22 protein-coding genes and 1 pseudogene are annotated in these 23,193 nt (G+C 42.1%); 19 read left to right on the plus strand and 4 right to left on the minus strand.

The window, feature by feature from the left end:
- Positions 1 to 23: 23 nt before the first annotated feature.
- The 5 genes from MKY34_RS07440 (at position 24) to MKY34_RS07460 (ending at position 7,157) form a co-directional block, all read left to right on the plus strand.
- A complete protein-coding gene (locus MKY34_RS07440; protein WP_342514553.1) occupies positions 24 to 1,262 on the plus strand; it encodes a DUF4097 family beta strand repeat-containing protein in 1,239 nt (412 codons plus the stop codon).
- Between the two features lie 235 nt (positions 1,263 to 1,497).
- Complete coding sequence (locus MKY34_RS07445) at positions 1,498 to 4,494, plus strand: ATP-binding protein (RefSeq protein ID WP_342514554.1); 2,997 nt, start codon at positions 1,498 to 1,500, stop codon at positions 4,492 to 4,494.
- A 617-nt stretch (positions 4,495 to 5,111) separates the two neighbouring features.
- The gene (locus MKY34_RS07450; protein ID WP_342514555.1) at positions 5,112 to 6,029 is read left to right on the plus strand and encodes a GGDEF domain-containing protein; all 918 of its coding nucleotides are present in this window, start codon (positions 5,112 to 5,114) and stop codon (positions 6,027 to 6,029) included.
- A gap of 55 nt (positions 6,030 to 6,084) precedes the next feature.
- Entirely contained in the window at positions 6,085 to 6,459 is a 375-nt protein-coding gene (locus tag MKY34_RS07455; protein ID WP_342514556.1) for a polysaccharide deacetylase family protein, read from the plus strand.
- A gap of 89 nt (positions 6,460 to 6,548) precedes the next feature.
- Positions 6,549 to 7,157 carry a polysaccharide deacetylase family protein gene (locus MKY34_RS07460; RefSeq protein ID WP_342514557.1) on the plus strand — a complete coding sequence of 203 codons (609 nt, stop codon included), beginning with the start codon at positions 6,549 to 6,551 and terminating at the stop codon, positions 7,155 to 7,157.
- A 34-nt stretch (positions 7,158 to 7,191) separates the two neighbouring features.
- Here MKY34_RS07460 and MKY34_RS07465 read toward each other — a convergent pair whose 3' ends face one another.
- Together MKY34_RS07465 and MKY34_RS07470 are read right to left on the minus strand one after the other, a co-directional pair.
- Positions 7,192 to 7,917: an IS3 family transposase gene (locus MKY34_RS07465; RefSeq protein WP_342515211.1), complete on the minus strand. Its 726-nt coding sequence runs from the start codon at positions 7,915 to 7,917 to the stop codon at positions 7,192 to 7,194.
- Positions 7,918 to 8,072: 155 nt separating this feature from the next.
- A complete protein-coding gene (locus MKY34_RS07470) occupies positions 8,073 to 8,402 on the minus strand; it encodes a transposase (protein WP_342514558.1) in 330 nt (109 codons plus the stop codon).
- Positions 8,403 to 8,485: 83 nt separating this feature from the next.
- Between MKY34_RS07470 and MKY34_RS07475 the strand changes: the two are divergent.
- Both MKY34_RS07475 and MKY34_RS07480 read left to right on the plus strand, forming a co-directional pair.
- Positions 8,486 to 9,233 (plus strand): annotated as a pseudogene (locus MKY34_RS07475) (glycosyltransferase family 2 protein); the annotation flags it as partial.
- A complete protein-coding gene (locus MKY34_RS07480) occupies positions 9,234 to 10,538 on the plus strand; it encodes a glycosyl hydrolase family 18 protein (protein ID WP_342514559.1) in 1,305 nt (434 codons plus the stop codon).
- A gap of 60 nt (positions 10,539 to 10,598) precedes the next feature.
- On the opposite strand, the gene MKY34_RS07485 is transcribed toward MKY34_RS07480, so the two are convergent.
- Positions 10,599 to 11,720: a response regulator gene (locus MKY34_RS07485; RefSeq protein WP_342514560.1), complete on the minus strand. Its 1,122-nt coding sequence runs from the start codon at positions 11,718 to 11,720 to the stop codon at positions 10,599 to 10,601.
- A 215-nt stretch (positions 11,721 to 11,935) separates the two neighbouring features.
- Positions 11,936 to 12,493: an N-acetylmuramoyl-L-alanine amidase gene (locus MKY34_RS07490; protein WP_342514561.1), complete on the minus strand. Its 558-nt coding sequence runs from the start codon at positions 12,491 to 12,493 to the stop codon at positions 11,936 to 11,938.
- Positions 12,494 to 12,619: 126 nt separating this feature from the next.
- Here MKY34_RS07490 and hprK point away from each other — a divergent pair, with 126 nt between their 5' ends.
- The 12 genes from hprK to MKY34_RS07550 all read left to right on the plus strand — a co-directional run bounded on the left by hprK (position 12,620) and on the right by MKY34_RS07550 (position 23,183).
- Entirely contained in the window at positions 12,620 to 13,579 is a 960-nt protein-coding gene (hprK, locus tag MKY34_RS07495) for an HPr(Ser) kinase/phosphatase (RefSeq protein WP_342514562.1), read from the plus strand.
- On the plus strand, positions 13,580 to 14,386 hold the full coding sequence (lgt, locus tag MKY34_RS07500) for a prolipoprotein diacylglyceryl transferase (RefSeq protein ID WP_342514563.1): 807 nt from the start codon (positions 13,580 to 13,582) through the stop codon (positions 14,384 to 14,386).
- An 80-nt stretch (positions 14,387 to 14,466) separates the two neighbouring features.
- Entirely contained in the window at positions 14,467 to 15,411 is a 945-nt protein-coding gene (locus tag MKY34_RS07505) for a nucleoside recognition domain-containing protein (protein WP_342514564.1), read from the plus strand.
- Complete coding sequence (gene ppaX / locus MKY34_RS07510) at positions 15,404 to 16,057, plus strand: pyrophosphatase PpaX (protein ID WP_342514565.1); 654 nt, start codon at positions 15,404 to 15,406, stop codon at positions 16,055 to 16,057. The genes MKY34_RS07505 and ppaX overlap by 8 nt, the downstream gene beginning before the upstream one ends.
- Entirely contained in the window at positions 16,054 to 16,587 is a 534-nt protein-coding gene (locus MKY34_RS07515) for an acyltransferase (RefSeq protein WP_342514566.1), read from the plus strand. Before ppaX ends, MKY34_RS07515 begins: the two co-directional genes overlap by 4 nt.
- A gap of 86 nt (positions 16,588 to 16,673) precedes the next feature.
- Complete coding sequence (locus MKY34_RS07520; RefSeq protein ID WP_342514567.1) at positions 16,674 to 18,200, plus strand: tetratricopeptide repeat protein; 1,527 nt, start codon at positions 16,674 to 16,676, stop codon at positions 18,198 to 18,200.
- 205 nt (positions 18,201 to 18,405) lie between these two features.
- Positions 18,406 to 19,356: a thioredoxin-disulfide reductase gene (gene trxB, locus MKY34_RS07525; protein ID WP_342514568.1), complete on the plus strand. Its 951-nt coding sequence runs from the start codon at positions 18,406 to 18,408 to the stop codon at positions 19,354 to 19,356.
- Between the two features lie 216 nt (positions 19,357 to 19,572).
- Positions 19,573 to 20,055, plus strand: coding sequence for an NUDIX domain-containing protein (locus MKY34_RS07530; protein WP_342514569.1), 483 nt, complete (start codon positions 19,573 to 19,575; stop codon positions 20,053 to 20,055).
- The gene (rapZ, locus tag MKY34_RS07535) at positions 20,055 to 20,942 is read left to right on the plus strand and encodes an RNase adapter RapZ (RefSeq protein ID WP_342515212.1); all 888 of its coding nucleotides are present in this window, start codon (positions 20,055 to 20,057) and stop codon (positions 20,940 to 20,942) included. The genes MKY34_RS07530 and rapZ overlap by 1 nt, the downstream gene beginning before the upstream one ends.
- A 4-nt stretch (positions 20,943 to 20,946) precedes the next feature.
- Positions 20,947 to 21,891, plus strand: coding sequence for a gluconeogenesis factor YvcK family protein (locus MKY34_RS07540; protein WP_342514570.1), 945 nt, complete (start codon positions 20,947 to 20,949; stop codon positions 21,889 to 21,891).
- 41 nt (positions 21,892 to 21,932) lie between these two features.
- Entirely contained in the window at positions 21,933 to 22,880 is a 948-nt protein-coding gene (gene whiA / locus MKY34_RS07545) for a DNA-binding protein WhiA (RefSeq protein WP_342514571.1), read from the plus strand.
- 45 nt (positions 22,881 to 22,925) lie between these two features.
- Positions 22,926 to 23,183 carry an HPr family phosphocarrier protein gene (locus tag MKY34_RS07550; RefSeq protein ID WP_342514572.1) on the plus strand — a complete coding sequence of 86 codons (258 nt, stop codon included), beginning with the start codon at positions 22,926 to 22,928 and terminating at the stop codon, positions 23,181 to 23,183.
- The last annotated feature ends 10 nt before the right edge of the window (positions 23,184 to 23,193 follow it).

The following is a 23,193-nucleotide window of genomic DNA, read 5'->3' on the forward strand; positions in this document are numbered from 1 at the left end:
ACATTACTAGGAGGCGCGCAACGATGCAAAATGAACGACAACGAATTTTAGCCATGCTGGAAAACGGGACGATCACGACAGACGAAGCACTAACACTTCTAGAAACATTAGGTCAACCGAAGAAAAATGAACAACCAAGTGAAACGAAACCATCGAGCGAACAACAACCCCAGGCGACTGTAGATATTCAAAAAAAGGCTGAAGAGCCTGTTGCTGAACAGCAAGCAGACCCAACGTCTTCGCATGAACAGACGGGAACGTTCAAGGAAGCAGAGAAAACGAATGGCAACGAAGAAGGACAACCTTCTATGGATGACTTCCTTGATGATCTACGCAAGGATTTTACCAACGTCGGTGATCGATTCATGCAATTTATGCAAACGGCTGTCCAAAAAGTGAAGTCCTTTGACTTTGATTCGCCTTTTGGGCACTCGGTTACGTTCAATCACACAGTGACAAAATCGGCAAGTGGGATTGAGGAAGTCATTGCTGATATTGCGAACGGTAAAGTAACAATCCACACGAGCGATGACGAGGAGATACGCGCGGAATTCACCGTCAAGGCGTTTAATAGTGATTCGGAAGAAAAAGCACGTGAAGATTTTCTTGATAAGCTATTATTTGTCAACGACGAGGGCAAGTTACGCCTATCGAGCGATTTGAAAATTGTTCAAGTGAACGTCGCGTTATTTATTCCGAAAAAGGATTATGCACGGATTTCTGTCCGTTTACTAAATGGCTCGTTTGATATGAAGGATGCTACGGCAGACCGGGTACGTGTGAAGACGACAAACGGTAAAATTGACGTTTCAGGGTTGACGTTTAAAGACGGAGAATTTGAAACGGGCAATGGTGCGATTGCTTTGACGAATGTAACGGGTGGGTCAATCGAAGCTGAAACGTTGAATGGCCGTGTCTATATAGATGGTGCTGTGAAAGAGGTTGAAGCGCAATCTTTGAATGGTCCTGTTGTGGTCACGACAATTGATGCAGCGGCGGAGAAAATTGAAGCGAAGACGATGAGTGGTTCGGTTGAAATCTATATTCCATCTGAAGTTGCTATTACAGGAGAAATTATATCGAATATGGGGCGTCTGGATTTACAGTTAGATGATATTCAGCGCACGTCTGAGCAGGAACAACTGTTGCAGCGCTCTATCCGATTTAAAAAAGAGGTTGAAGGAAATACATCGCCACTTTACGTTTTTGGAGAGGCAAAAACGGGATCTGTGCTTGTTTGTTATAATGCGAAGCATGAGTAATAATCTTTAAAAAGAAAGACTGTCTTGGTACCGGAAATAACGGTACTAGGGCAGTCTTTCTTTTTGAATGCGGAACTATCACATACATTTCCGTGAAAAACGGCCCGAGCCACGGATACCTGCTACAATGTATATACTTCATTATCTGATTTGAGAAAGGTTTGCTGTGGCTATGTCCAATCGAAAAATACTATTTATTCTCTGTTTATTTTTAGTGCTTTTAACAGGCTTCCGTATGGCGTGGATTACTTTGTCGCTAGGTCACACTAAAGTGGAAGCTCAGCAAGGTGTCCTCGATTTAAGGGGTTGGGACTTTGATAACGATGAGACCTTAGCTTTAGACGGAGCTTGGGAATTTTACCCCGACGTTCTGTTAGCATCTGAGGGGATAGAGGCCAACAACAAAAAGTATAGCGTAAAACCAGGAAAGTGGCATTCAAACTCACCTATTTACGGCACTTATCGATTAAAAATTATACTAGCAGATGAGCAACAAAAACAGCATTACCAAATGCTATTGCCACATGAACCTTATGTGGCCAAAGTCATTGTGAATAATGAAGTCGCTCTCGATAATGAATCCGAACATTATGGTGTAGCGAAACGGAAGAGTGGTTTGTTTGCTCGGACAGTTTCCCTAAAGGCTGACAAACAGGGTGAGATTGACATCATCATTCAACAACCTAACCACGCGATGGCTACTGAGAAAGGGATTGCCAAATCGATTCAAATTGGTAGCGAATCGGCTTTGAAAAGACAGCATTTCACATCGATTACATTTCAACTTTTAGTAGCTGCGGTGACATTATTGCACTTTGTCTTCGGACTTATTCTCTTTTTATGGAGACGCCAACATATAGAGTTTTTATACTTTGGCCTTGCCGCCCTTTGTAAAACAATCGCGGTGTTATTGGATGATGATAAATTACTATTAATTTGGCTGCCGATTGACGAGGTTTGGGCTTTAAAAATATTGTCCATCGCTTATATTGGAACAACCGTATTTATTCTTTTATTTATCCAAAAATTCTTTGCGAAACAGGCCTATTATAAAATAATCTCTCTATTTAATTGTGTTTATTTGTTAGTGGCAGTTGGTATTATTTTAGTACCCTTTCACTATATCTCTTCTATAATCCCTGTCATTTTCCTAATGGCTATTGCCTCCTATGTAATGATTGTGATCTTAACATGGGGAACGATCAAAAGAGGGAATCAGGATAATGTTATTTTGTTATTAGGCGCAGCTGGTACGATATCGAGTTTCCTGTGGCCATTCTATAAAGATAACAGTTTAACGGAACTCCCTTATTATCCGTTTGATGCTTTAATTGTCTTTATGTCCATCTCGATTTTATTGTTTAGACGCTTCTTCCAAGTGAACGACCAAAACAAAGAGCTTGCGATCCAGCTTCAACAAGAAATCAAACGCAAAGATGATTTTCTTGCCAATACTTCGCATGAATTGCGAAATCCGCTCCATGGGATTATTAATATTGCGCAGTCTGTTTTGCGTAACGAAGCAGATCATCTAACCGAAAAGAGTGAAAAAGATATTGAATTGGTCATGACAATCGGTCGCCATATGTCGAGGACATTGGATGATTTGTTGGATGTGACACGTCTAAAGGAGCATCGTATTCAACTCCAAAAAGAACCATTGGCGATCCATTCGGTTACTTCAGGTGTCGTGGATATGCTTCGATTTATGACGGAAAAGAAGAATATCCAGCTCGTATCACAAATTCCACATGATTTCCCGGAAGTACTGGCAGATAAAAATCGACTGATTCAAATTGTGTTCAATCTACTTCACAATGCGGTGAAGTTTTCGGATGAAGGAACGATTACGATTACTGCCGACGCGCAAGATGGCATGGTGAATATCCATATAACAGATCAAGGAATGGGGATTGACCAAGAAACAATGAATCGGTTATTTGAACCCTATGAACAGGGCGATTCTGGAATCACGTCCATTGCGGGCGGTCTTGGACTCGGACTTAGCATATGTCGCCAGTTGGTGGAATTACATGGAGGAACCATCAAGGTCGAGTCGGTCGTAGGTGAAGGGAGTCGGTTCTCGTTTACGTTGCCGTTGGCTGATAAGCGGGATGAACGGTTGATAACGAATACGGAAGAGAAATCGGTAATTGAACGAACAGACGAACCGCATGCTAAGAGGTTGTCCGTCGATTATCCACCAGTCTCAGATCGATTTAAACAGAATAGGAGCACATCCAAACGAAGAATTTTAGCAGTGGACGATGATCCCATTAATTTGCAAGTATTGGCGAGTATTTTGCCTAGCGAACAATACGAGCTTGAAACGGTGAAGAGTGGAAAAGAAGCATTGGCTCGTTTAGGTGTGAAAGAGTGGGACCTCATTATTACGGATGTCATGATGCCACATATGTCTGGTTATGAATTGACACGTGCCATCCGGGAAAAATATTCGATATCGGAACTGCCTATATTACTAATTACTGCACGCAGTCAGCCGGAAGATATCTATACGGGATTCCAGGCAGGTGCCAATGACTATGTGACCAAGCCCGTCGATGCATTAGAGTTAACTGTACGTGTTCATGCGTTAACTGATTTAAAGGACTCGATTAGCGAGCGCCTTCGTATGGAGGCAGCATGGCTACAAGCGCAAATACAACCACATTTTTTGTATAACACGTTGAGCACCATTATTTCATTGAGCGAAATCGATATTGAACGAATGGTTAATTTATTGGAGAAATTCGGCTATTATTTAGGGAAAAGTTTTGACTCTAAAAATCTCGACAATATTGTACCGCTTGCACATGAACTGAAATTACTTGAATCCTATCTCTATATTGAGAAAGAACGTTTTGGCGATCGGCTACAAGTTGTGTGGGAAATAGAAGGAGCAGATGAATTGTTCGTTCCACCGCTCGTCATTCAAACAGTAGTTGAAAACGCGGCGAGGCATGGTGTGTTGCAACGGATTAGAGGGGGAACGATACGTATTTGTATTTATCCTGAAGGGGATTATATGATCGTCAAAATTAGTGATGATGGCGTTGGCATGGATGAGGAGAAGGTACGAAAAGTGTTGACAAGTCAACCAGATAAAACAAGAGGGATTGGTTTGCTCAACACGGATCAGCGTTTGAAGCAATTGTATGGCGAAGGGGTGCATATCGACAGTGTTTTAGGCGAAGGTACAACTGTTTCGTTTAGGGTGCCGACAAATTATTAAATATGTAAGTTGAATTTATAATTTTACCTATTCTCTTAGTTGATTGAAGTGTAGAGCGGCGACTCCAGCGAAAGCGAATCGTTGAGAGCAAGGTGCCTTAATTTCCGCAAAGAACGCAGAAATATGGCCAAGCTCACACTCCGCTGTTCGTTTGGCTGAAGCCGTGCCCGCGGAAAGCGTCCGCTCGGAACGAAAATCAAAGTGGAGAGGGTACTATTTAGTTCAATTTAAATAGAGAAAAAGAGATCATTTTCCCAGAAGATGGTCTCTTTGTCTTGCTTTAAATGCTCTAGAAGAGTGGGTTTATCCACTAGGAAGAAGGAAGAAAAGGGAAAGAGTTTTCTTTTAAATAGCAGATGTTTTCATAGAGGGAGGAATGCTCCATTTATTAAATTACCATTATTATTCGTCACTATTAACATTCGTCAATTGTTGGAAATGTATTTTATCTTTATGATGGGGGTATCCATGCTTTTATACGATAAATTCCCAATTCAAATTGTAAAAGATGCATCCAAGACGGTTAGTGTAGTCGGAATATTCGGAGTGTTGACTTACTCTTCACTAGCCGGTAGCAGATCCATTTAACATGAATCAGTAAAGAGAGGAAGAGATAAATGGTCAATTATTATTCAAATAGAAGTGAAGTCGTTAATGGACAAAATAGAGTTGTCCAAGGGTTGGAATTGATGAAACATGCGATGAATCAATTAGCCATGATTATGGTCATAGACGTGGAAGGGAACATCATTGATATCAATGATAACTATTGTGCAACGCTGAAGTATTCCTTAAGGGATGTCTATATGCGAGACTTCCGGACTTTGTATGTGGGCTATCATTCTGAAGAGTTCTTTGGATCACTTGAAAGAACGCTCAGGACAGGGGAGGAATGGACAGGTGAAATCTGTAAAAAGGCTGGAGATGGGAAAGTCCATTGGTTGAAATCGGTCATTATTCCTGTGGATGACGAAGTAAAAAGCGTTTCCCGATTTCATATCGTATCTGTTGATATTACGGAGCAAAAAAATAATGAGCAATGGCAATATCTTGCTTGTCACAATGAATTAACGAGCTTGCCGAATCGTAGAATGTTGGATTTATCGATTGATACCTATATCGGGAGAGTCAAGCAACAGAACCAGAGAATGGCCGTGTTGTTTTTGGATATAAACCACTTTAAAAAGATCAATGATACGTATGGACATGCCATCGGCGATTTGTTTTTAAAAGAAGTCGCTAGTCGTTTGTCCAACTTATCGATCATTCAAAACCATGTTTTCCATCTATGTGGGGATGAATTTATCATGCTTCTCGAAGATGTGGAGAATATTGAAGAACAAGTTCGGCTGATTTTGTCGTTATTTGATAACACTTTCGAGATAGAAGCTTATCCAATTACGGCAAGTGTCAGTATCGGGATTAGTATGTATCCAGATCATGCAACTGATAGAGATGCGTTAATCAATTATGCGGATATTGCCATGTTTGAAGCGAAGCAGAGTAGCGGAAATAGTTATCAAATTTATCAATGAAGTACAGTAATATGTGTAGCTGATAACAGAAGAAATGTAAGTGAGGGGCATAAGAATGGAGAGACATAAAGGGGAAATCGTGAAAAGGTCAAAAAGCCGGCTAGTCATTTTACTAGCAATGCTTGTCATCCTATCGGGGTGTCGTTTGTTTGACGAGAAAAAGAAAGCCGCAAGCAGCGGGACAGAATCGGTCAAACCTACTGAGGAAATCGTTCGGTATACGGGCGAAAAAAGCAACGCAATTTCATCGGTCTATACGTCAAAGAAAGAGCTAGCACTTACTTTTAACGGCATGGCAGATCAACAAACGATGGAATTGCTGTTGGATGAATTAGATGTGTATGAGATGAAAGCGACGTTTTTTCTTCCAGGCGTCCGGGTAGCAGAGGAACCAGATCTTGCGAATGCAATCGTGTCTAGGGGGGCATGAAATCGAGAATAACACATTAAATCAGTTGGACATGGCTGACTTTAGTTACGAACAAATTTATAAAGAAATCCAATTAAGCAATGAGGTGATTGAAAAAAAACGGTGTCCTCCCGCGTTACGTCCGCACAAAGTCAGGCGATTATCATGATGACATTCGTTTAGTTACGGCTCAACTCGGAATGGAAGCGGTTGTGAGCTACAACATTAACCCGAAAGATTGGGATATGAAGGACGCCAAAAGCATTGGAGACTATGTGGAAAGGTATATCTCAAGAGGAGGCATTGTGTCGTTAAACACACATCTGAATCCAGAAGTCATTGCATCGATTGCCTATATAGCGAAAGCGGCAGAAGATATTGGCTACACGTTTGTTCCGCTCAGTCAATTGATAGAAGGCGGTGGAGAAAGAAAGCCGTTAGCTGAAATTGAAGGGTTTTATGCAGTCAAAGTAAACTGGGACTATCAAAATGAGAAACCGATTCTGTTCTCTAATGCTTCTAGTACTGACAAAACAATCTCGCTTACTTTTGATGACCGGGCGAGTGATAAAACCACTACAAAAGTATTGGATATTCTAGATGAATACGATATCAAGGCAACTTTTTTCCTTATAGGAAAAGGGATGGAACAGAATCCGAACTTGGCAAAGGCTATTTTGGATGCAGGGCATGAGGTAGCTAGTGGTCAAGCCCCATGAAAATGGACACGAAACAAATGCTTAAATTGTACCACTAAGCACTTTTAAAATACGTAGTTAGAAAAGATGACGGTGATAAAAAACCAAGTCTTTTCTGGCTACGTTTTTTTGCGTAAAATGTTGCGTATTTTGGTAAATCTGCCACTAGCTGCTCCACGGAAAGCATTGGAAAAAGAAATGGAAATTTAGCTTTTAAGTGAGAGAAAAAGCATTCGATCATAGTGTTATCATAACAGTTTGCTTTACGCGACATACTCGGAATAAACCTTAATTCTCCTGATAGCTGATGATAGCGATAAGAACGATACACATTCCCTTGATCTGAATGGATGGTCACCTGACTTAAGTCTGTTAGTTGACGTGCTTCCATTGCCTGGCGAATAGTGGCTTCCATCATGGCTGTATCAGAATGGAAGCCAACTTGAAAGCCAATAGGTTCTCGATTAAAGAGATCCATTAAAGCAGATACATAGATTTTTGTATCACAAAATGTAATTTCAGTGACATCCATTACCCATTTGTGATTCGGAAAAAATGCATTAAAATTACGATTTAAAAGGTTCAGATATGTATAACTAGCGGCAATTTGTTTCTTCTTTGTGGACGATCTTTTCTTTCTCACTTTTGCAGCTAAACTCATCTCACGCATTAAGCAAGCTACCCGTTTATGATTGATCACATAGCCATTTTGTTCTTTTAACGTACCTGCAATTTGTTTTGCTCCATACGTTCCACCTACCTCATCATAATGCGATTGAATCGTTTCTTTATCACGTCAATCGCGATTAGAAGGACCTTTTTGGGGACGTCCCATATAAGCGTAGTAACCGCTAGGTGACACATTAAACGCTTTAGCTAACAGTTTCACCGTGTACTCCTTTCTCAAACTTGTCATCGCTTCAAAGTACGTGGATTTTACTTCTGTTTGAGAAAGGTTTGGAACTTTTTTAAGATTTCCACCTGAATCTGTTGTTCGTTGTAAGCAACTTCAATAGCTTTTAAACGAGCTAATTCTTCTGTATCCACCATAGTCATAGGGTTCTTTTGAGTATCTTTTGTTCGAAAGTAAGTGGGTCCGAAGTCTTTATATTGCTTAACCCATTGTTGAATACTTGTTTGACTCACGTTCATCTCTTCTGCCACTTGTTTTGTGGGGATCTGTTCAGTTAAGACACGCTCTATTGCTTTTATTTTATTCTCAGGTGATGTATAAGTATTTCGTTTCCTACGTGGTCTGTAAGCCATGAGATCATCCCCTTTTAATGAATTATAAATAATACTGGTACAATACTATACCCGTTTTATGTCCATTTTAAGGGGGGCGACCACAGACTGTACGTTATTATATTGCCTTTCGGATTATGAAAGCTGCGGAATCCTATTTTGATAGTGTCACTTGTTTATCGGGGCCATTATCCTGTTATCGAAAAGAGCTCATCATCGAGCATACGGATGCATGGTTGAACCAGAAGTTTTTAGGACAACCTGCCACTTTCGGTGATGATCGAAGCATGACCAACTTCATCTTGAGGACCCGTCGAACAGGCTATCAAGATACCGCTATTTGTTCGACAATTGTCCCGTCCAATATGGGGTTCTTTCTAAAACAACAAATGCGTTGGAAACGTTCTTGGTTGCGTGAATCATTGATTGCGGGGACATTTTATTTGGCGAAAGGAACCTTTCATGGCGCTGTTCTTTTATGTAGGATTAATCGTTCCAATCGCAGCACCCATTATCGTGTTGTACAACATGGTGTATGTTCCGATTGTTTACAAGGTCTTTCCAACTACATTTATGATGGGATTATTACTGATGGCTTTACTCATGAGTGTAGCCCATTTGTTATTTAGAAAGAGTAAGTTATGGGTTTTTGGCTCTGTATTTTGTGTGCTCTATGAGTTTATTTTGCTGTGGCAAATGCCTGTTGCTTGGGTGACTTTCTGGAAATCTACTTGGGGTACACGAGAAACGCCACAGGATATCGAAGCAAGGAATAAGAAATTAGCAAAAAAACAATCCGGTTGCATTCGAATAGCAATCCAAGAGGGGTTCTTAAGGGTGAGGATGGTATAAATGTTTAAAAGAAACCAAAGCTCTGTCCTTAATCATCGCAAGAAAAACCGTAAAAAAGTACTGAAAACGATTATCCAAACAGCCGTTATAGTTGTCGCGGGTATGTTACCATTGAGCGCATTGGTAGATATTAAAAAGTATAATGAGCCGGATAAAACGCAATGGGAGAATCAGGATGGCTTTATCGCATTGTCTTATTTTGGGGTTGACCGCAATGGCACGCCAAAGCGAATTGCGAAGAAAGAATTAGATAAGCAATTGAAAGCATTACATGACCAAGGGTATGAGACAATTTCGCAGCAAGATGTCATTGATTTTTATGGGAAGGGAAAAGCGTTACCAGAAAAAGCGCTATTTCTTTCCTTTGAGGATGGACGCAATGATTCCAGCATATTTGCTCATCCAAGTCTCAAGGAATACAATTACAAAGCTACCTTCCTGTCTTATGCCAATAAGATGGGCAATAGTGATCGGAAGTTTTTGCAACCCGAAGATATGCTGGACATGCAAAAAGGTGGCTATTGGGAGTTAGGGACGATCATGGAAGCCTCCATTAAAGACGAAGTCGATGTAGATTTGACGGTTGTGAATGATCGTTTTACTGAAGATGGATTAGCTGTTCAAAAGGATTCGATGTTAATTACCAGACTGATGGCCACGCCTGAAAGTCGCCGTGCGCATATTGATGACATCGTCGACACCGTTTCTACGTATAATTTCGAAGGTGTAGAGATTGATTATGAGAAAGTGAAAGACGAAGATTGGGACAATATCTGTGCTTTTTATGAAGAGTTGTATCAAAGGCTTCAGCAAGGCGGAAAACCGCTACGGATTGTATTAGGGCCGCGAATGCCAATTGAAAAACTGACGCTACCAGAAGGCCCCACTTATATTATGATGGCCTATAATCTGTATGGGACGCATAGTGGACCGGGACCAAAAGCCGATTATGCGTTTATCGCTAAAATGGGCAAGAAAATGGATCAGTTGCCGGGCGAACATGTTATGGCTTTCGCAACGGGTGGATTTGACTGGCCGGAGTCGGGGAAAATCACTGCGTTGACGGAACAAGAGGCGGCACAGCTATCTATGCAAAGTGTGAAATCTCCAAAAAGGGAACAAGGGAGTGGAGCCGTCTATTTTGATTATATAGACAGTGAAAATCGCAAGCATACAGTTCGGTATGCAGATGCGCGTACGTTAGCGCAATGGATGGAGAGTGCGAAAAAAGCGGGGTATTATAAAATAGCATTATGGAGAATGGGCGGTTTTGAACAGGCCACATTGGATTTTTTAAATCGCTAGTAGAATAGACATGAGGCACTTTGAAGAAAAGGTGCCTTGTGTCTATTTTTATGAATGCATTTACAGGATGGACGTATAAATTTCTTGTGATACTTGATCAGGAGAAATCCCGATGTCTTTCATGAGCATCGTGGAAAAATCTTTATATACTTTGACAGCATCTCCTCGGTTGCCAATTTCAATATAGTGGCGCATCAGCTGTTGCAAGGTATGATCGGAATAAGGGTTATGCGTAAGTAGCATGTGCAAATAGTGTTGTTTTTTTGCTAGGTCCTTATGTGTCGTAAAATAATCAATCATGCTTTGCAGGAGCTGCAATAGTTTTTGGTGAATACTTTGCGCTTTGATTGTTGCCCATTCATAACTATTTCGCTCCATATAACCGCCACGATATTGTTGAACCGTTTGTTCGAATGCTTGAATATTTTGCTGGGTTACGACCGGGTGCTGGTCCATCATTTGCTCGAATTCAATGGCATCGCATTGAAAATCATCTAACTCTAGCGCATAACTTTGGTTGGAGAATGTCAATGCTTGTGAATAATCCAGAGAATCCAATGTTTTTCGTAAATAAGAGATCGATGTATGAAGTTGAATTTTCGCTTTATGATAGTCATGTCCTGGCCAAAGTAGATCGATAATGGTGTCCCTATTCACGTGCGTATGTAAATGTGTCATGAAAAAAGCAAATAGCTCTTTCGTTTTAGTTGTTTTCCATTTCACTGGCTCATCATGGTGATAGGTGACAAACTCATCGAAACACTCCACTTTTAGAGAGGGAGTGATGGATTGTTTGGGTAAGGCGCGTTGAGCGCTCGTTTGCATATGCGTTTGTATCCGCTTGATGGTTTTTTCTAGACGAGGTGTTAAGATTGGTTTCACTAAATAATCGATAGAGCCTAAGTCGAAAGCTTGGATGGCATAATCTCTATGTGCTGTGACAAATACGATGTAAATCGCGGGGTTCCACTCATGAATTCGGGTTGCTAACTCCAACCCGTTCATTCCCGGCATTTCAATATCTAAAAATATCACATCAAAATGAAGGCGTTTCATGTCATTTAGGAAGTCCTGGGCATTTGTAAAGGTTTTGATGATGTTGATAGTCCCTAGTTTCGTTAATTTACTCGTCATATATTGTAAAGTTAGTTCTTCATCATCGATTAGGACTGCATTTATCATGAAAACACTGCCTTTCAATAGTTACTATGTCATAGTTCACTTCAGAATTTATACCTATTATCTCAATTGGGAATAAAACATGCAATGGATTCAAATAAATACGCATTAAGTAAAGAGTTGAAGAAGTTGTATAGAACGGTTAAGAAAAGCCCTAAGTGAAGAGGTTCCACTTGGGGCTGCTTAGACTAAGTCAGTAAAGCACATAATGCTACTTCCTATCGTTTCCCACGACGGATCCAAGTAGTAATGGCGGAAGCGATGGCTTGTGCACATTGTTGACGATAGGAATTGCTGAGCAATAAGGCAGCTTCTTCCCGATTGGTCATGAAGCCACATTCGATTAGGATTGCGGGCATCCGCGTTTCGCGCAGGACTGCAAAGTTCGCTTTTTTAACGCCGCGATTTCTGCGCTTACAAGCGATAATAAGGGCATTTTGTGTAAGTGTAGCGAGTGCGATGGATTGTTTCATAGCGCTTGGATAGACGTACGTTTCGATGCCGTTTGCACTGTTCCAACTGTTTCCATATGCATTGGCATGAATGGAAACGAATGCATCGGCATTTCGCTGATTGGCTAGTTTTGTACGTGCTGCAAGTGGGACATCACGCTGTTCATTGTGTGAAAAAAGAACGGTCATTCCTTCTTTCACTAGATGGTGTTTGACGAGTTGTGCAACTGCATTGTTGAAATGAAATTCTCTTAATACCCCATCAGGTGATCGTTTCCCTGCTGTGTTAGGGCCATGGCCTGCGTCTAGCATGATGGTTGTCATAGTATCTCCTCCTCACTTGTTATATAGAAGAAAGAGAGGAAGAAGTGGACAAATTCGGCGCTAAATCATTTCATTTGAAAAATGGCATGGTAAAATGGGGCATAGATGATTAAAGGGGGCAAGTCTATGTCATTGTCAGTTGTCACAGTGAAAGATGTTCAGGAAAAATTATTTGTTGAGCTGATTGCAGGTGAAGCCGGGATTGGCCGGCAGATACATACGAGTGATATTTCTAGACCGGGTCTTGAAATGGCCGGCTATTTTAAATTTTACTTGTCAGAGCGTGTACAATTATTAGGGAAAACGGAGTTATCCTTTTTTGCTGAATTGGAGGAGTCCGAGCGGCTCGATCGAATGAGGCGGCTTTGTTCATCAAACACGCCAGCTATTATTGTGGCGCATGGCATGGAAGTACCAGTTGAATTGGTGACAGCTGCTGAAGAAACAGGCATCTCGGTGCTGAAAACAGATATCCCGACAACACGATTTTCGGGTATGCTAACGAATTACCTTGGTGGTAGGTTGGCGCCAATGACGGCTGTTCATGGTGTCCTTGTTGATATTTATGGAATTGGTGTCCTTATTACGGGTAAAAGCGGCGTTGGAAAAAGTGAAACGGCACTGGAACTCGTGAAGAGAGGGCACCGTCTTGTGGCCGACGACCTCGTTGAAATTCGCCAAGTGGCTAAAAACGTCTTGATTGGGAATGCGCCGAAGTTGCTGGAACATATGCTTGAAATCCGTGGTGTAGGTATTGTCGATATGATGACGTTATTCGGTGCAAGTGCAGTGAAAAGTGATAAGCGCATCTTAATCGTTGTGGATCTCGAAGTGTGGGATCCTGATAAGGTCTATGACCGACTTGGCATTGATGAAGAAAAGATGAAAATCATGGATTCTGAGCTGACGAAGTTAACGGTACCTGTACGTCCCGGTCGGAACCTATCTGTCATTATTGAAGTGGCTGCGATGGATTATCGGATGAAAAAACTTGGCATTAATGCGGCAGAAGAGTTTTCAAAAAAGCTTGATGTAGTCATTAGTCAAAGTTCCAACCAACCAGCTGGAGAAGGGAACGATTACTAAATGTTTGAGTTATTAGCCATTAATCCAGTCGCATTTTCGTTAGGGCCAATAGCTGTGCGTTGGTACGGTATTATTATCGCACTTGGGATTGTCCTTGCGTTTATTGTCGTGCAAAAAGAGATGGTGAAACGTGGCATGCATCCGGATTTTTTAACGGATCTGTTGATTTGGGCAGTGCCAATATCCATTCTGAGTGCGCGTATTTACTATGTGATTTTTGAATGGGAAGCGTACAAAGGTCAGCCGTGGCGCATGATTGCGATTTGGGAAGGTGGTATCGCAATTCATGGTGCGTTAATCGGTGCATTTATTACGACGTATGTGTATACGAAACGCCGTGGCGTCTCGTTTTGGAAAACAGTCGATATCGCGGCCGCCGGAATTCTGATTGGGCAAATTATTGGCCGTTGGGGCAATTTCATGAATCAAGAAGCGCATGGTGGACCTGTTTCGGAGAAATTCCTAGAAACGACAATCATTCCGGATTGGATTATGAACCAAATGACGATTGATGGGATAACGTATCATCCAACATTTTTATATGAGTCTCTGTGGAATGTTGTGGGACTGATTATTATTTTGCTGCTGCGCAAAGTAAATTTAAAGCGCGGAGAAATGTTCTTGTTTTACCTCGTTTGGTATTCAATTGGACGTTTCTTCATCGAAGGAATGCGGACGGATAGTTTGTATGTGATTGGCGAGCTTCGGGCGGCACAGCTTGTGTCTGTTACGACAATTGTCATTGGGATTATCTTGTTTGTCGTTAGGCGCTATGTGCAGAAAGTGAATGAACGCTATCAAGATTAATCCATGATACTTGACGTTATTGTATCCAAATTTTTTCGAGCTCGCATAAGCTCATTTAAAAATAACGAGGGGTTGGAGAAATGGGGACGCTTCAAAATGGCTTGAAAGCAGGCCTGCGTACGACATGGACATTGGGGAAAATCATTTTTCCAATTACGATATTGGTGACCATTTTGCAATATACACCTGTGTTACCGTGGCTGATTCAACTTGTTGAACCGTTTATGGGGATTTTCGGTTTAAGTGGGGAAGCGGCAATCCCGTTAGTGCTTGGGAATGCATTGAATTTGTATGCGGGTATCGCAGGTATGCTGTCGCTAGACTTGACGGTGAAGGAAGTATTTATTTTAGCAATGATGATGTCCTTTGCCCATAATCTGTTCATCGAAACAGGTGTGGCGCTGAAGGTGGGTGTGAAGCTCTGGGTCGTGCTACTTGTCCGATTTGGGCTTGCGGCACTATCTGGTATTGTCATTAATCTCGTATGGCAAGGTGGCGGAGAAGTTGCGAAGTACGGGATGGTACCTAGTCAGGTGACTGTGCCAGAAGGTTGGCTGGAAATTGGGTTACTTGGCGTCCAAAAAGCAAGTTATGGTGTGTTGCAGTTAGCGCTTATCGTCATTCCATTAATGATTTTTGTCCAGTTTTTAAAGGATCGACAGTATTTGGAACGTTTTTCAGAGAAAATGACACCCTTAACGAAGGTGATTGGTGTACAACCGAATGCCTCGTTAACCTTCGTTGCGGGTTTGGTCATCGGCCTTGCGTATGGCGCAGGTGTTATGATTCAAGCGGTGCAAGAAGAGGGAGTTAGCAAAAAGGATGCGACATTGGTCTTCATCTTTTTAGTTGCCTGCCATGCGGTCATAGAGGATACGCTACTCTTTATTCCGTTAGGTATTCCGGTATGGCCATTGCTCATTATTCGAGTTATTACTGCATTTGTGTTGACGATTGTCGTCGCTTATCTGTGGAGGCGAGCGGAACGTCAAGAAAAGAAAGGGGAACCAATCATAGATGGCTAAACCGATTACGACATTATTATTTGATTTTGATGGAACATTACTAGATACGAATGAGTTAATTATTCAAACGTTTCAACATGTCCTCGACAAGCATTATCCGGGAGAATATGAGCGAGCGGATATTTTACCCTTTCTCGGACCGACACTGATGGATACTTTTGGTAAAGTAAATCCAGAGAGAGCGGAGGAACATATAGCAGAGTATCGTGCATGGAATATCGCTCATCATGATGACTTGGCGTATGAATTTGATGGTGTTTCTGAAACGTTGCGCTTGTTGAAGGCGGCGGGCATGAAGATGGCCATCGTCTCGACAAAGAGAAAGGACATGATTGAGAGAGGTTTGGGGTTGCTAGATGTAGAAGGTGTCTTTGACGTAGTCATTGGTATAGATGATGTCACGAACCCGAAACCCGATCCAGAGCCGATTGTCCTTGCGCTCGAAAAGTTAGGAGCTACAGCAGAGGAAGCGCTGATGATTGGTGACAATTATCATGATATCGAAGGTGGAAAAAATGCAGGTGTCCGCACTGCGGCGGTTGCTTGGTCTATAAAAGGGGAATCCTTCTTGCAAACGTATCAGCCGGATTATATGTTGCACCATATTTCGGATATGCTGAAAATCGTTAAAGGTGAACCGGTGTGAGACGTACGGAGAGGTATCCGGCAAAAGGCAATGCCAATTCATTGTGGCATATTTATCAGACGGTTCCATTTTTCAAAGTCGTAAAAAATTTCATTGTCATCCAGCTAGCGAGGTATACCCCTTTTATCGCGCTTAAAAATGTACTGTATCGAACATTTTTAAAGATGGAAGTGGGAGAGAAGACGTCATTTGCGCTAATGGTGATGCCTGATATTATGTTCCCAGAGCGTATTAAGGTCGGCGACAATTCGGTGATTGGTTTCAATACGACGATTCTTGCACATGAGTATTTGATCGAGGAGTACCGTATCGGTGATGTCGTGATTGGCAAGAATGTGTTAATTGGCGCGAATACGACGATTCTTCCAGGGGTGGAGATTGGCGATGGAGCGATTGTTTCGGCTGCGTCCCTTGTGAATCGAGATATTCCACCAGGGGTTTTTGCGGGGGGGAATCCTGTGAAAATTATTTTCACACAGGAACAAATGGCTGAGCGCAATCGGAAGTCCGCGGAGGTAGAGAAGATGTAAGCGGCAGCGGAAGTTGTGCTATAATAGGGAGTATTACGAGAAGGAACGTATGGTGCGTTCCTTCTTCTTTTTTCGGGGGAATAGGATTGGATAAAACACGTAAGACGCAGGATAAGAAAGTTATTTCGTTCATTCCAAATGGTGAATTTTATTATGATAAAGCGCTTCAAGCGATACAGCGTGATCGTTTTGAGGATGCGCATAAATATTTAAAAAGAGCAAAGGAATTTAGTCCGAATAACCCGGCGATTCTGATGCAATATGGCGTACTTGTCATGGAAGAAGGTAAGTTCGAAGAAGCCCATGAAATGCTTATGACGGCACACGAACTAGACCCTACAGAGGATGAAATTGTCTTTTACTTAGCAGAGGTGCACGCACATCTTGGACTATTACGTGATGCGAAGATGTATGCAGAAACGTATATCGGTATGGATCCAGAGGGTGTTTTTGCGGATGAGGCAATGGAAATTATTGATTTTGCTGAGCAAGAAGCGGCTTTTTCAGCGGAAGACGATGATATGCCTGATGGAGAGATGTATTATCTGCAAGAGAAGGCACGCAGGATGATGGAATCTGGCGAGTTTCAGCCTGCCGTGGATTTGTTAGAGGGACTGATTATTGATTATCCTGAGTTTTGGGCAGCGTATAATAATTTAGCACTCGCTTATTTTTACATTGGAAAAACGAAGCGTGCGAAGGAATTACTTGATGATGTGTTGGAGCGTAACAAAGGGAATATCCATGCGCTCTGCAATCTGGCGGTTTTTTATTATTACGAGAAGGATGAGGAAAGCTTGGAGGAATTGTTGCGGTTCTTAGTGAAAGTCAAGCCGTATCAATTTGAGCATCGCTATAAGTTAGGAGCGACATTTGCGCTCGTTGGCAAGCATAAAGAGGCGTATCATTGGTTGCGCAGTCTTCAGAAAAGAGGCTTTGAAGGGGATGTCGGCTATTATTTCTGGCTGTCGCATTCGGCGTATTTTTCCGGGCATGAGGAAATAGCTCGTGAGGCATATGCGAAGCTCATTGAGATTGATCCAACGAAGGCGGGCTATGAGCCGTGGCAAGACATACACGGAGAGATGCAAGCAGATTCGTTGGAACAGGACCGAGATTTTTTACTCCATAAAATTACGAATAAATATCGCAGTGAAAGAATGTTTGGTTTTTATCTTCTTGGCAAGTCGTCACATAAGCAGGAGATTATCGCACATCCGTCTTATATTGAAACGGATAAGCTCAGTGATTTGGAACGCCTGTTTTTAGCAGATAGTCTAGACTATGCATTTTCGCCAGAGACGGCTTTTGAAAAGTCATTTATGCGTGCGCTTGAGACGACGAATTTGCTTTATGACAAGTACAAGCCTTTAGATAAGCAAGCGGGTCATCTGTTCCAAATGTGGTTTACGCTTTGTGAAACTGCATTGAGCCGTTCGTATGTGTTTCGTAATCCGGCTGCACTTGCAGCTGCCGTCGATTATATGTTCCAGTCATCGCGTTACACAGGTGTGACAAAAGTGGCAAGTGCCCGTGCGTTTGGGACGACTGTGCCAACGTTGACGAAGTATATAGGTGAGCTTATTGAGTTTTTACCGCAGTTTGATGCGTAATGTTGAGTGAATAGGTGCATAGTAAACCTATATCAACTTGAAATAAGGAATCCCATTAACAACGCGCGGCGACCGCTTGTAAGGCGCCTTCGCTGGATAGTAGATGAAAATCATAAATGCAATCTATATAGGCAGAAAAGTTGAATGGGGCTTCTCAATCTTATACGATTTGGTAAGAGTGAATGTAGTCGAGGAGGAAATTTGGATGTCAACTGAAAAAGTGTATGATGTGATTATTATTGGTGCTGGACCTGCTGGAATGACAGCTGCTGTTTATACATCACGTGCGAACTTATCGACGCTAATGCTTGAGCGTGGGGTTCCGGGTGGTCAAATGGCGAATACGGAAGAAATTGAAAACTATCCTGGTTTCGATCATATTTTAGGCCCAGATTTATCGGCAAAAATGTTTGAGCATGCGAAGAAATTCGGTGCTGAATACGCATATGGAGACGTCACAGAAGTCATCGACGGTGAAAGCTACAAAACGATTATTGCTGGCGGCAAAGAATATAAAGCGCGTGCGATTATTATTACAACAGGTGCTGAATACCGTAAAATGGGTATTCCAGGCGAAAGCGAATTGACAGGTCGCGGCGTCAGTTATTGTGCGGTATGTGATGGCGCATTCTTCCGTCAAAAGGAACTTGTCGTGATTGGCGGCGGAGATTCTGCGGTTGAAGAAGGTACTTATTTGACACGTTTTGCAGATAAAGTAACGATCATTCATCGCCGTGATGAATTGCGTGCACAAAAAATCTTACAAGATCGTGCATTTGCGAATGATAAAATCGATTTCATCTGGAACACGACGGTGAAAGAAGTGAATGCGAGAGACGGTAAAGTCGGTTCGGTGACACTTGTTTCAACAGTTGACGGTTCTGAAAAAGAATTTGAAACGAACGGTGTCTTTGTTTACATCGGTATGGATCCATTGACGGCGCCATTCGAAAAACTAGGCATTCTAGATGACAATGGCTATATTGCGACAAACGATATTATGGAGACATCTGTACCTGGGATTTACGCAGCGGGTGATGTCCGTGAGAAATTATTGCGTCAAGTCGTTACAGCGACAGGCGATGGCAGTATTGCGGCACAAGCTGCACAGAAGTATATTGAGGAATTGATGGAGAAGTTAGGCGCCGAAGTTTAACAAAGCTTAATTACATCAATCTTTAACATGACTGTAACGGAAATGCAATGTAATTGGGGTATAGTAGAAGTATCAATTGACCCCCCTTTTGATATTATGTACAGATAAAGGCTATTTACTGGGATAATCCAGTAGATAGCCCCTTTTTTATGTCGTTTATGGTGAATTCGTTGTATAATCATACTATACACTTGAAAAAAAAGTGGGGTTGTTCATATGCAACGAATTGCAAACTTACTCGTCGTAAAAGACGGTCATGTATTATTACTAAAAAAACCTCGCCGTGGTTGGTATGTGGCACCAGGAGGAAAAATGGACGCTGGTGAATCGGTCTATACTGCGGCGGTGCGAGAATTTACAGAGGAAACGGGTGCAAAGCCTGTAAATCCGCATGTAAAAGGAATTTATACAATGGTCATTATGGATGAAGCCGGTGAAAATGTGAAAGACGAATGGATGCTTTATACATTCGTGGCACATGATTTAGCGGGGACACCATGGACCACAACAACTGAGGGTGAGCTTGAATGGCACCCGATAGAAAGTTTACAGACGCTACCTATGGCTGAAGGAGATCGAACGAATTTATTGTTCGCCGTGTCGCAGAACGGTATGCAATATGGAACGTTCTTTTATACCGAGCAATTTAAACTGTTAAGGGAAGAAATCCAGAATTCAGTTGGAGGCGATCGTCAATGATGGAGAATGTAAAACCTAGTAACGATATGGAAGTAGTTATTATTACGGGGATGTCGGGTGCAGGTAAAACCGTTGCGATGCAATGTTTTGAGGATTTAGGGTTTTACTGTATCGATAATTTACCACCTGAGTTACTTGTGACATTTCTTGATTTGATGATGAAATCCGATAATCGCATGAGGCGAATTGCTGCTGTCATGGATACGCGTGGGGGCGACTTATTTGATTCGATTATTGGTGCGTTAGATGATTTACTACGAACGGATGGTGTATCATCCCGTATCCTATTTTTGGATGCGGACGATGAGACGCTCGTTCGACGTTACAAGGAAACTAGGCGTTCCCATCCTTTAGCAGAAGGCGGATTACCGCTTGCAGGTATTCAGAAGGAACGGTTGCTGTTGTCTGAGTTGAGAGGCCGAGCGCGTTCCATTTATCAGACATCTAGCTTAAAGCCTCGGGAATTGCGGGAAAAGATTATGGCTGAGTTTTCATCTAAAGACAGCGCTGGCTTTACGGTGAATTTCATCTCGTTTGGTTTCAAACATGGAATGCCAATCGATGCCGATGTTGTTTTCGATGTTCGTTTTTTACCAAATCCTTTCTATCTTCCGGAGTTAAAAGCAAAAACAGGCTTGAATCAAGAAGTATATGATTATGTTCTCAAATGGAGTGATACGCAGATCCTCATTGAGAAATTGACAGACCTGTTTAAATTCTTAATTCCACAATATAAGAATGAAGGAAAGGCGCAAGTGGTGGTTGCTTTTGGTTGTACGGGTGGACAGCATCGTTCCGTAACGCTTGCGGAGTTTTTTGGAGCTAGTTTCCAAGAGGAGTATCGAACGTTAATTACACATCGAGATATTGAAAAACGAAAGGGCTGACGGCATGTTGCAATCCGGTAAATTGAAAAAAGTTGTCGTCTTCGGGGGCGGGACCGGATTGTCGACATTACTTCGTGGCTTGAAAAGCCATCCTGTGGATCTGACTGCGGTTGTAACTGTTGCGGATGATGGTGGAAGTTCTGGAAGACTTCTGGATATTCCGCCGCCCGGAGATATTCGCAAAGTGATGGCAGCGCTTTCAGACGTAGAACCGCTTTTTGAAGAAATGTTTCAATATCGCTTTAAAACCGTTGAAGAGTTGAAGGGACACTCGCTTGGTAATCTGATGCTTGCCGCAATGACGGATATTACAGGTGATTTCTCCCGGGCTGTCGAGCAAATGAGCCGCGTGTTAAACATCAAAGGGAAGGTGTTACCCGCTGCCAATCAACGAATTACATTGCATGCTGAGCTAGAAGATGGGACAATTGTCACAGGTGAGTCGAAAATCCCGGTTTATGGGCATCGAATTCGCAGGGTGTATATGTCACCACAGGAAGTAAAGCCACTGCCAGAAACGGTTGATACGATTATGGCGGCAGATTTGATTGTTTTTGGACCTGGTAGTTTGTATACGAGCATTTTGCCAACGATACTCGTGCCAGTCATTCGTGAAGCAGTACTAGCATGTCAAGCTAAAAAGGTGTATATTGGCAACTTAGCAACGCAAGCTGGAGAAACGTATCGTTACACAGCTTCAGAACATGTTCAAGCCTTATACGATCATGCGGGAAAAGCATTTATTGATACGATATTATTAAATGGAACAGATTTTTCGACATTGTATGGCCAGGAACGAGTGGGACCTCCGTGGCCTGTCGAAAATGATGAAGAAAAGTTGCAGCAACTTGTTCCGCAAATTGTCGTGAAAGAGATAGCGGTGTTGAAAGAAGGCGTTTTAATGCATGACTCGGAAAAAGTAGCTGATTGGCTGATGACATTATTATGACAACGGAATAGACGTGATCGTCGCCGAGAAAGGGGGAAGTCATGTCTTTTGCATCAGAAACAAAAAAAGAAATCACACAGATTGAAGCGGAAGATTGTTGTTTAAAGGCTGAGGTTGCAGCATTTATCAGGATGAATGGTGCATTATCCTTTTCAAATAAGCAATTGAGTCTTGATGTGCAAACGGAAAATGCCGCAATTGCTAGGCGTTTATATTCCAACTTAAAGCGCTTATATCCATATAAAGTCGAATTACTTGTTCGAAAAAAGATGCGTTTGAAAAAGAATAACGTCTACATTTGTCGGATTCGAGATGGAGCTAAGCCATTGCTTGAGGATTTGCTTATCTTGACGGGTACATTCCAATTTAAAAATGAAATTTCGAAGGCTTTGGTGAAAAAGAAGTGCTGTCAACGGGCTTATGTACGGGGGGCCTTTCTAGCGGGGGGTTCAGTCAATAACCCAGAAACGTCTTCTTACCACCTTGAAATTTTTTCGATATATAAGGAACATAGTGAAGACCTCGTGGAACTGATGAACAAATATCATTTGAATGCCAAATCGATTGAACGTAAAAATGGCTATATTGCCTATTTAAAAGAAGCTGAAAAGATTTCAGATTTTCTAAGTTTAGTCGGTGCTTACGTATCGTTAATGAAATTTGAAGACGTTCGGATTTTACGGGATATGCGAAACAGTGTAAACCGACTTGTGAATTGTGAAACCGCCAATATGAATAAAACCATTGGAGCGGCACAGCGTCAAGTAGAAAATATTAAATTCATTGAACGCACGATTGGACTTGATCAAATCCCGGATAGACTGCAGGAAATTGCGCGGCTACGGGTAGAAAATCAAGACATTACGTTGAAAGAGCTAGGCGAACTAGTATCAGGTGGAACGGTGAGTAAGTCTGGTGTCAATCACCGGTTAAGAAAGATTGAGGAAATCGCGGAAAATCTCCGTAGTGGAGGCATCGGTAGCCGATGAAGTCTCCAGCGGATGTCACGGATTAAGAGAGGAGCTCGTTTGAGTATGGTAGAAAGAACAGTTGAAGTTAAAATGAAAACAGGGTTGCAGGCAAGACAAGCAGCGCTTTTTGTGCAAGAAGCGAATAAATTTATGGCTGATTTATTTTTGGAGAAAGAAGATCGCCAAGTGAATGCAAAAAGTATTATGGGGATCATGAGCCTTGCGATTGCACGCGGCACATCGATTAAGCTAATTGCGAACGGCGTTGACGAGGAAAAAGCATTAGATGCCCTCACAGCACTCGTTGGAAGCGAAAATTGAACATAACCCG

The sequence above is a fragment of the Sporosarcina sp. FSL K6-1522 genome, from assembly GCF_038622445.1.
Taxonomy (GTDB): Bacteria; Bacillota; Bacilli; order Bacillales_A; family Planococcaceae; genus Sporosarcina.

Excerpts from the sequence above, each read along its gene's own strand:
- MKY34_RS07440 (WP_342514553.1), top strand. The coding sequence starts at position 24 with ATGCAAAATGAACGACAACGAATTTTAGCCATGCTGGAAAACGGGACG.
- MKY34_RS07445 (WP_342514554.1), top strand. The coding sequence starts at position 1,498 with ATGGCGTGGATTACTTTGTCGCTAGGTCACACTAAAGTGGAAGCTCAG.
- MKY34_RS07450 (WP_342514555.1), top strand. The coding sequence starts at position 5,112 with ATGGTCAATTATTATTCAAATAGAAGTGAAGTCGTTAATGGACAAAAT.
- MKY34_RS07455 (WP_342514556.1), top strand. The coding sequence starts at position 6,085 with ATGGAGAGACATAAAGGGGAAATCGTGAAAAGGTCAAAAAGCCGGCTA.
- MKY34_RS07470 (WP_342514558.1), bottom strand. The coding sequence starts at position 8,402 with ATGGCTTACAGACCACGTAGGAAACGAAATACTTATACATCACCTGAG.
- MKY34_RS07480 (WP_342514559.1), top strand. The coding sequence starts at position 9,234 with ATGTTTAAAAGAAACCAAAGCTCTGTCCTTAATCATCGCAAGAAAAAC.
- MKY34_RS07485 (WP_342514560.1), bottom strand. The coding sequence starts at position 11,720 with ATGATAAATGCAGTCCTAATCGATGATGAAGAACTAACTTTACAATAT.
- MKY34_RS07490 (WP_342514561.1), bottom strand. The coding sequence starts at position 12,493 with ATGACAACCATCATGCTAGACGCAGGCCATGGCCCTAACACAGCAGGG.
- hprK (WP_342514562.1), top strand. The coding sequence starts at position 12,620 with ATGTCATTGTCAGTTGTCACAGTGAAAGATGTTCAGGAAAAATTATTT.
- lgt (WP_342514563.1), top strand. The coding sequence starts at position 13,580 with ATGTTTGAGTTATTAGCCATTAATCCAGTCGCATTTTCGTTAGGGCCA.
- MKY34_RS07505 (WP_342514564.1), top strand. The coding sequence starts at position 14,467 with ATGGGGACGCTTCAAAATGGCTTGAAAGCAGGCCTGCGTACGACATGG.
- ppaX (WP_342514565.1), top strand. The coding sequence starts at position 15,404 with ATGGCTAAACCGATTACGACATTATTATTTGATTTTGATGGAACATTA.
- trxB (WP_342514568.1), top strand. The coding sequence starts at position 18,406 with ATGTCAACTGAAAAAGTGTATGATGTGATTATTATTGGTGCTGGACCT.
- MKY34_RS07530 (WP_342514569.1), top strand. The coding sequence starts at position 19,573 with ATGCAACGAATTGCAAACTTACTCGTCGTAAAAGACGGTCATGTATTA.
- rapZ (WP_342515212.1), top strand. The coding sequence starts at position 20,055 with ATGGAGAATGTAAAACCTAGTAACGATATGGAAGTAGTTATTATTACG.
- MKY34_RS07540 (WP_342514570.1), top strand. The coding sequence starts at position 20,947 with ATGTTGCAATCCGGTAAATTGAAAAAAGTTGTCGTCTTCGGGGGCGGG.
- whiA (WP_342514571.1), top strand. The coding sequence starts at position 21,933 with ATGTCTTTTGCATCAGAAACAAAAAAAGAAATCACACAGATTGAAGCG.
- MKY34_RS07550 (WP_342514572.1), top strand. The coding sequence starts at position 22,926 with ATGGTAGAAAGAACAGTTGAAGTTAAAATGAAAACAGGGTTGCAGGCA.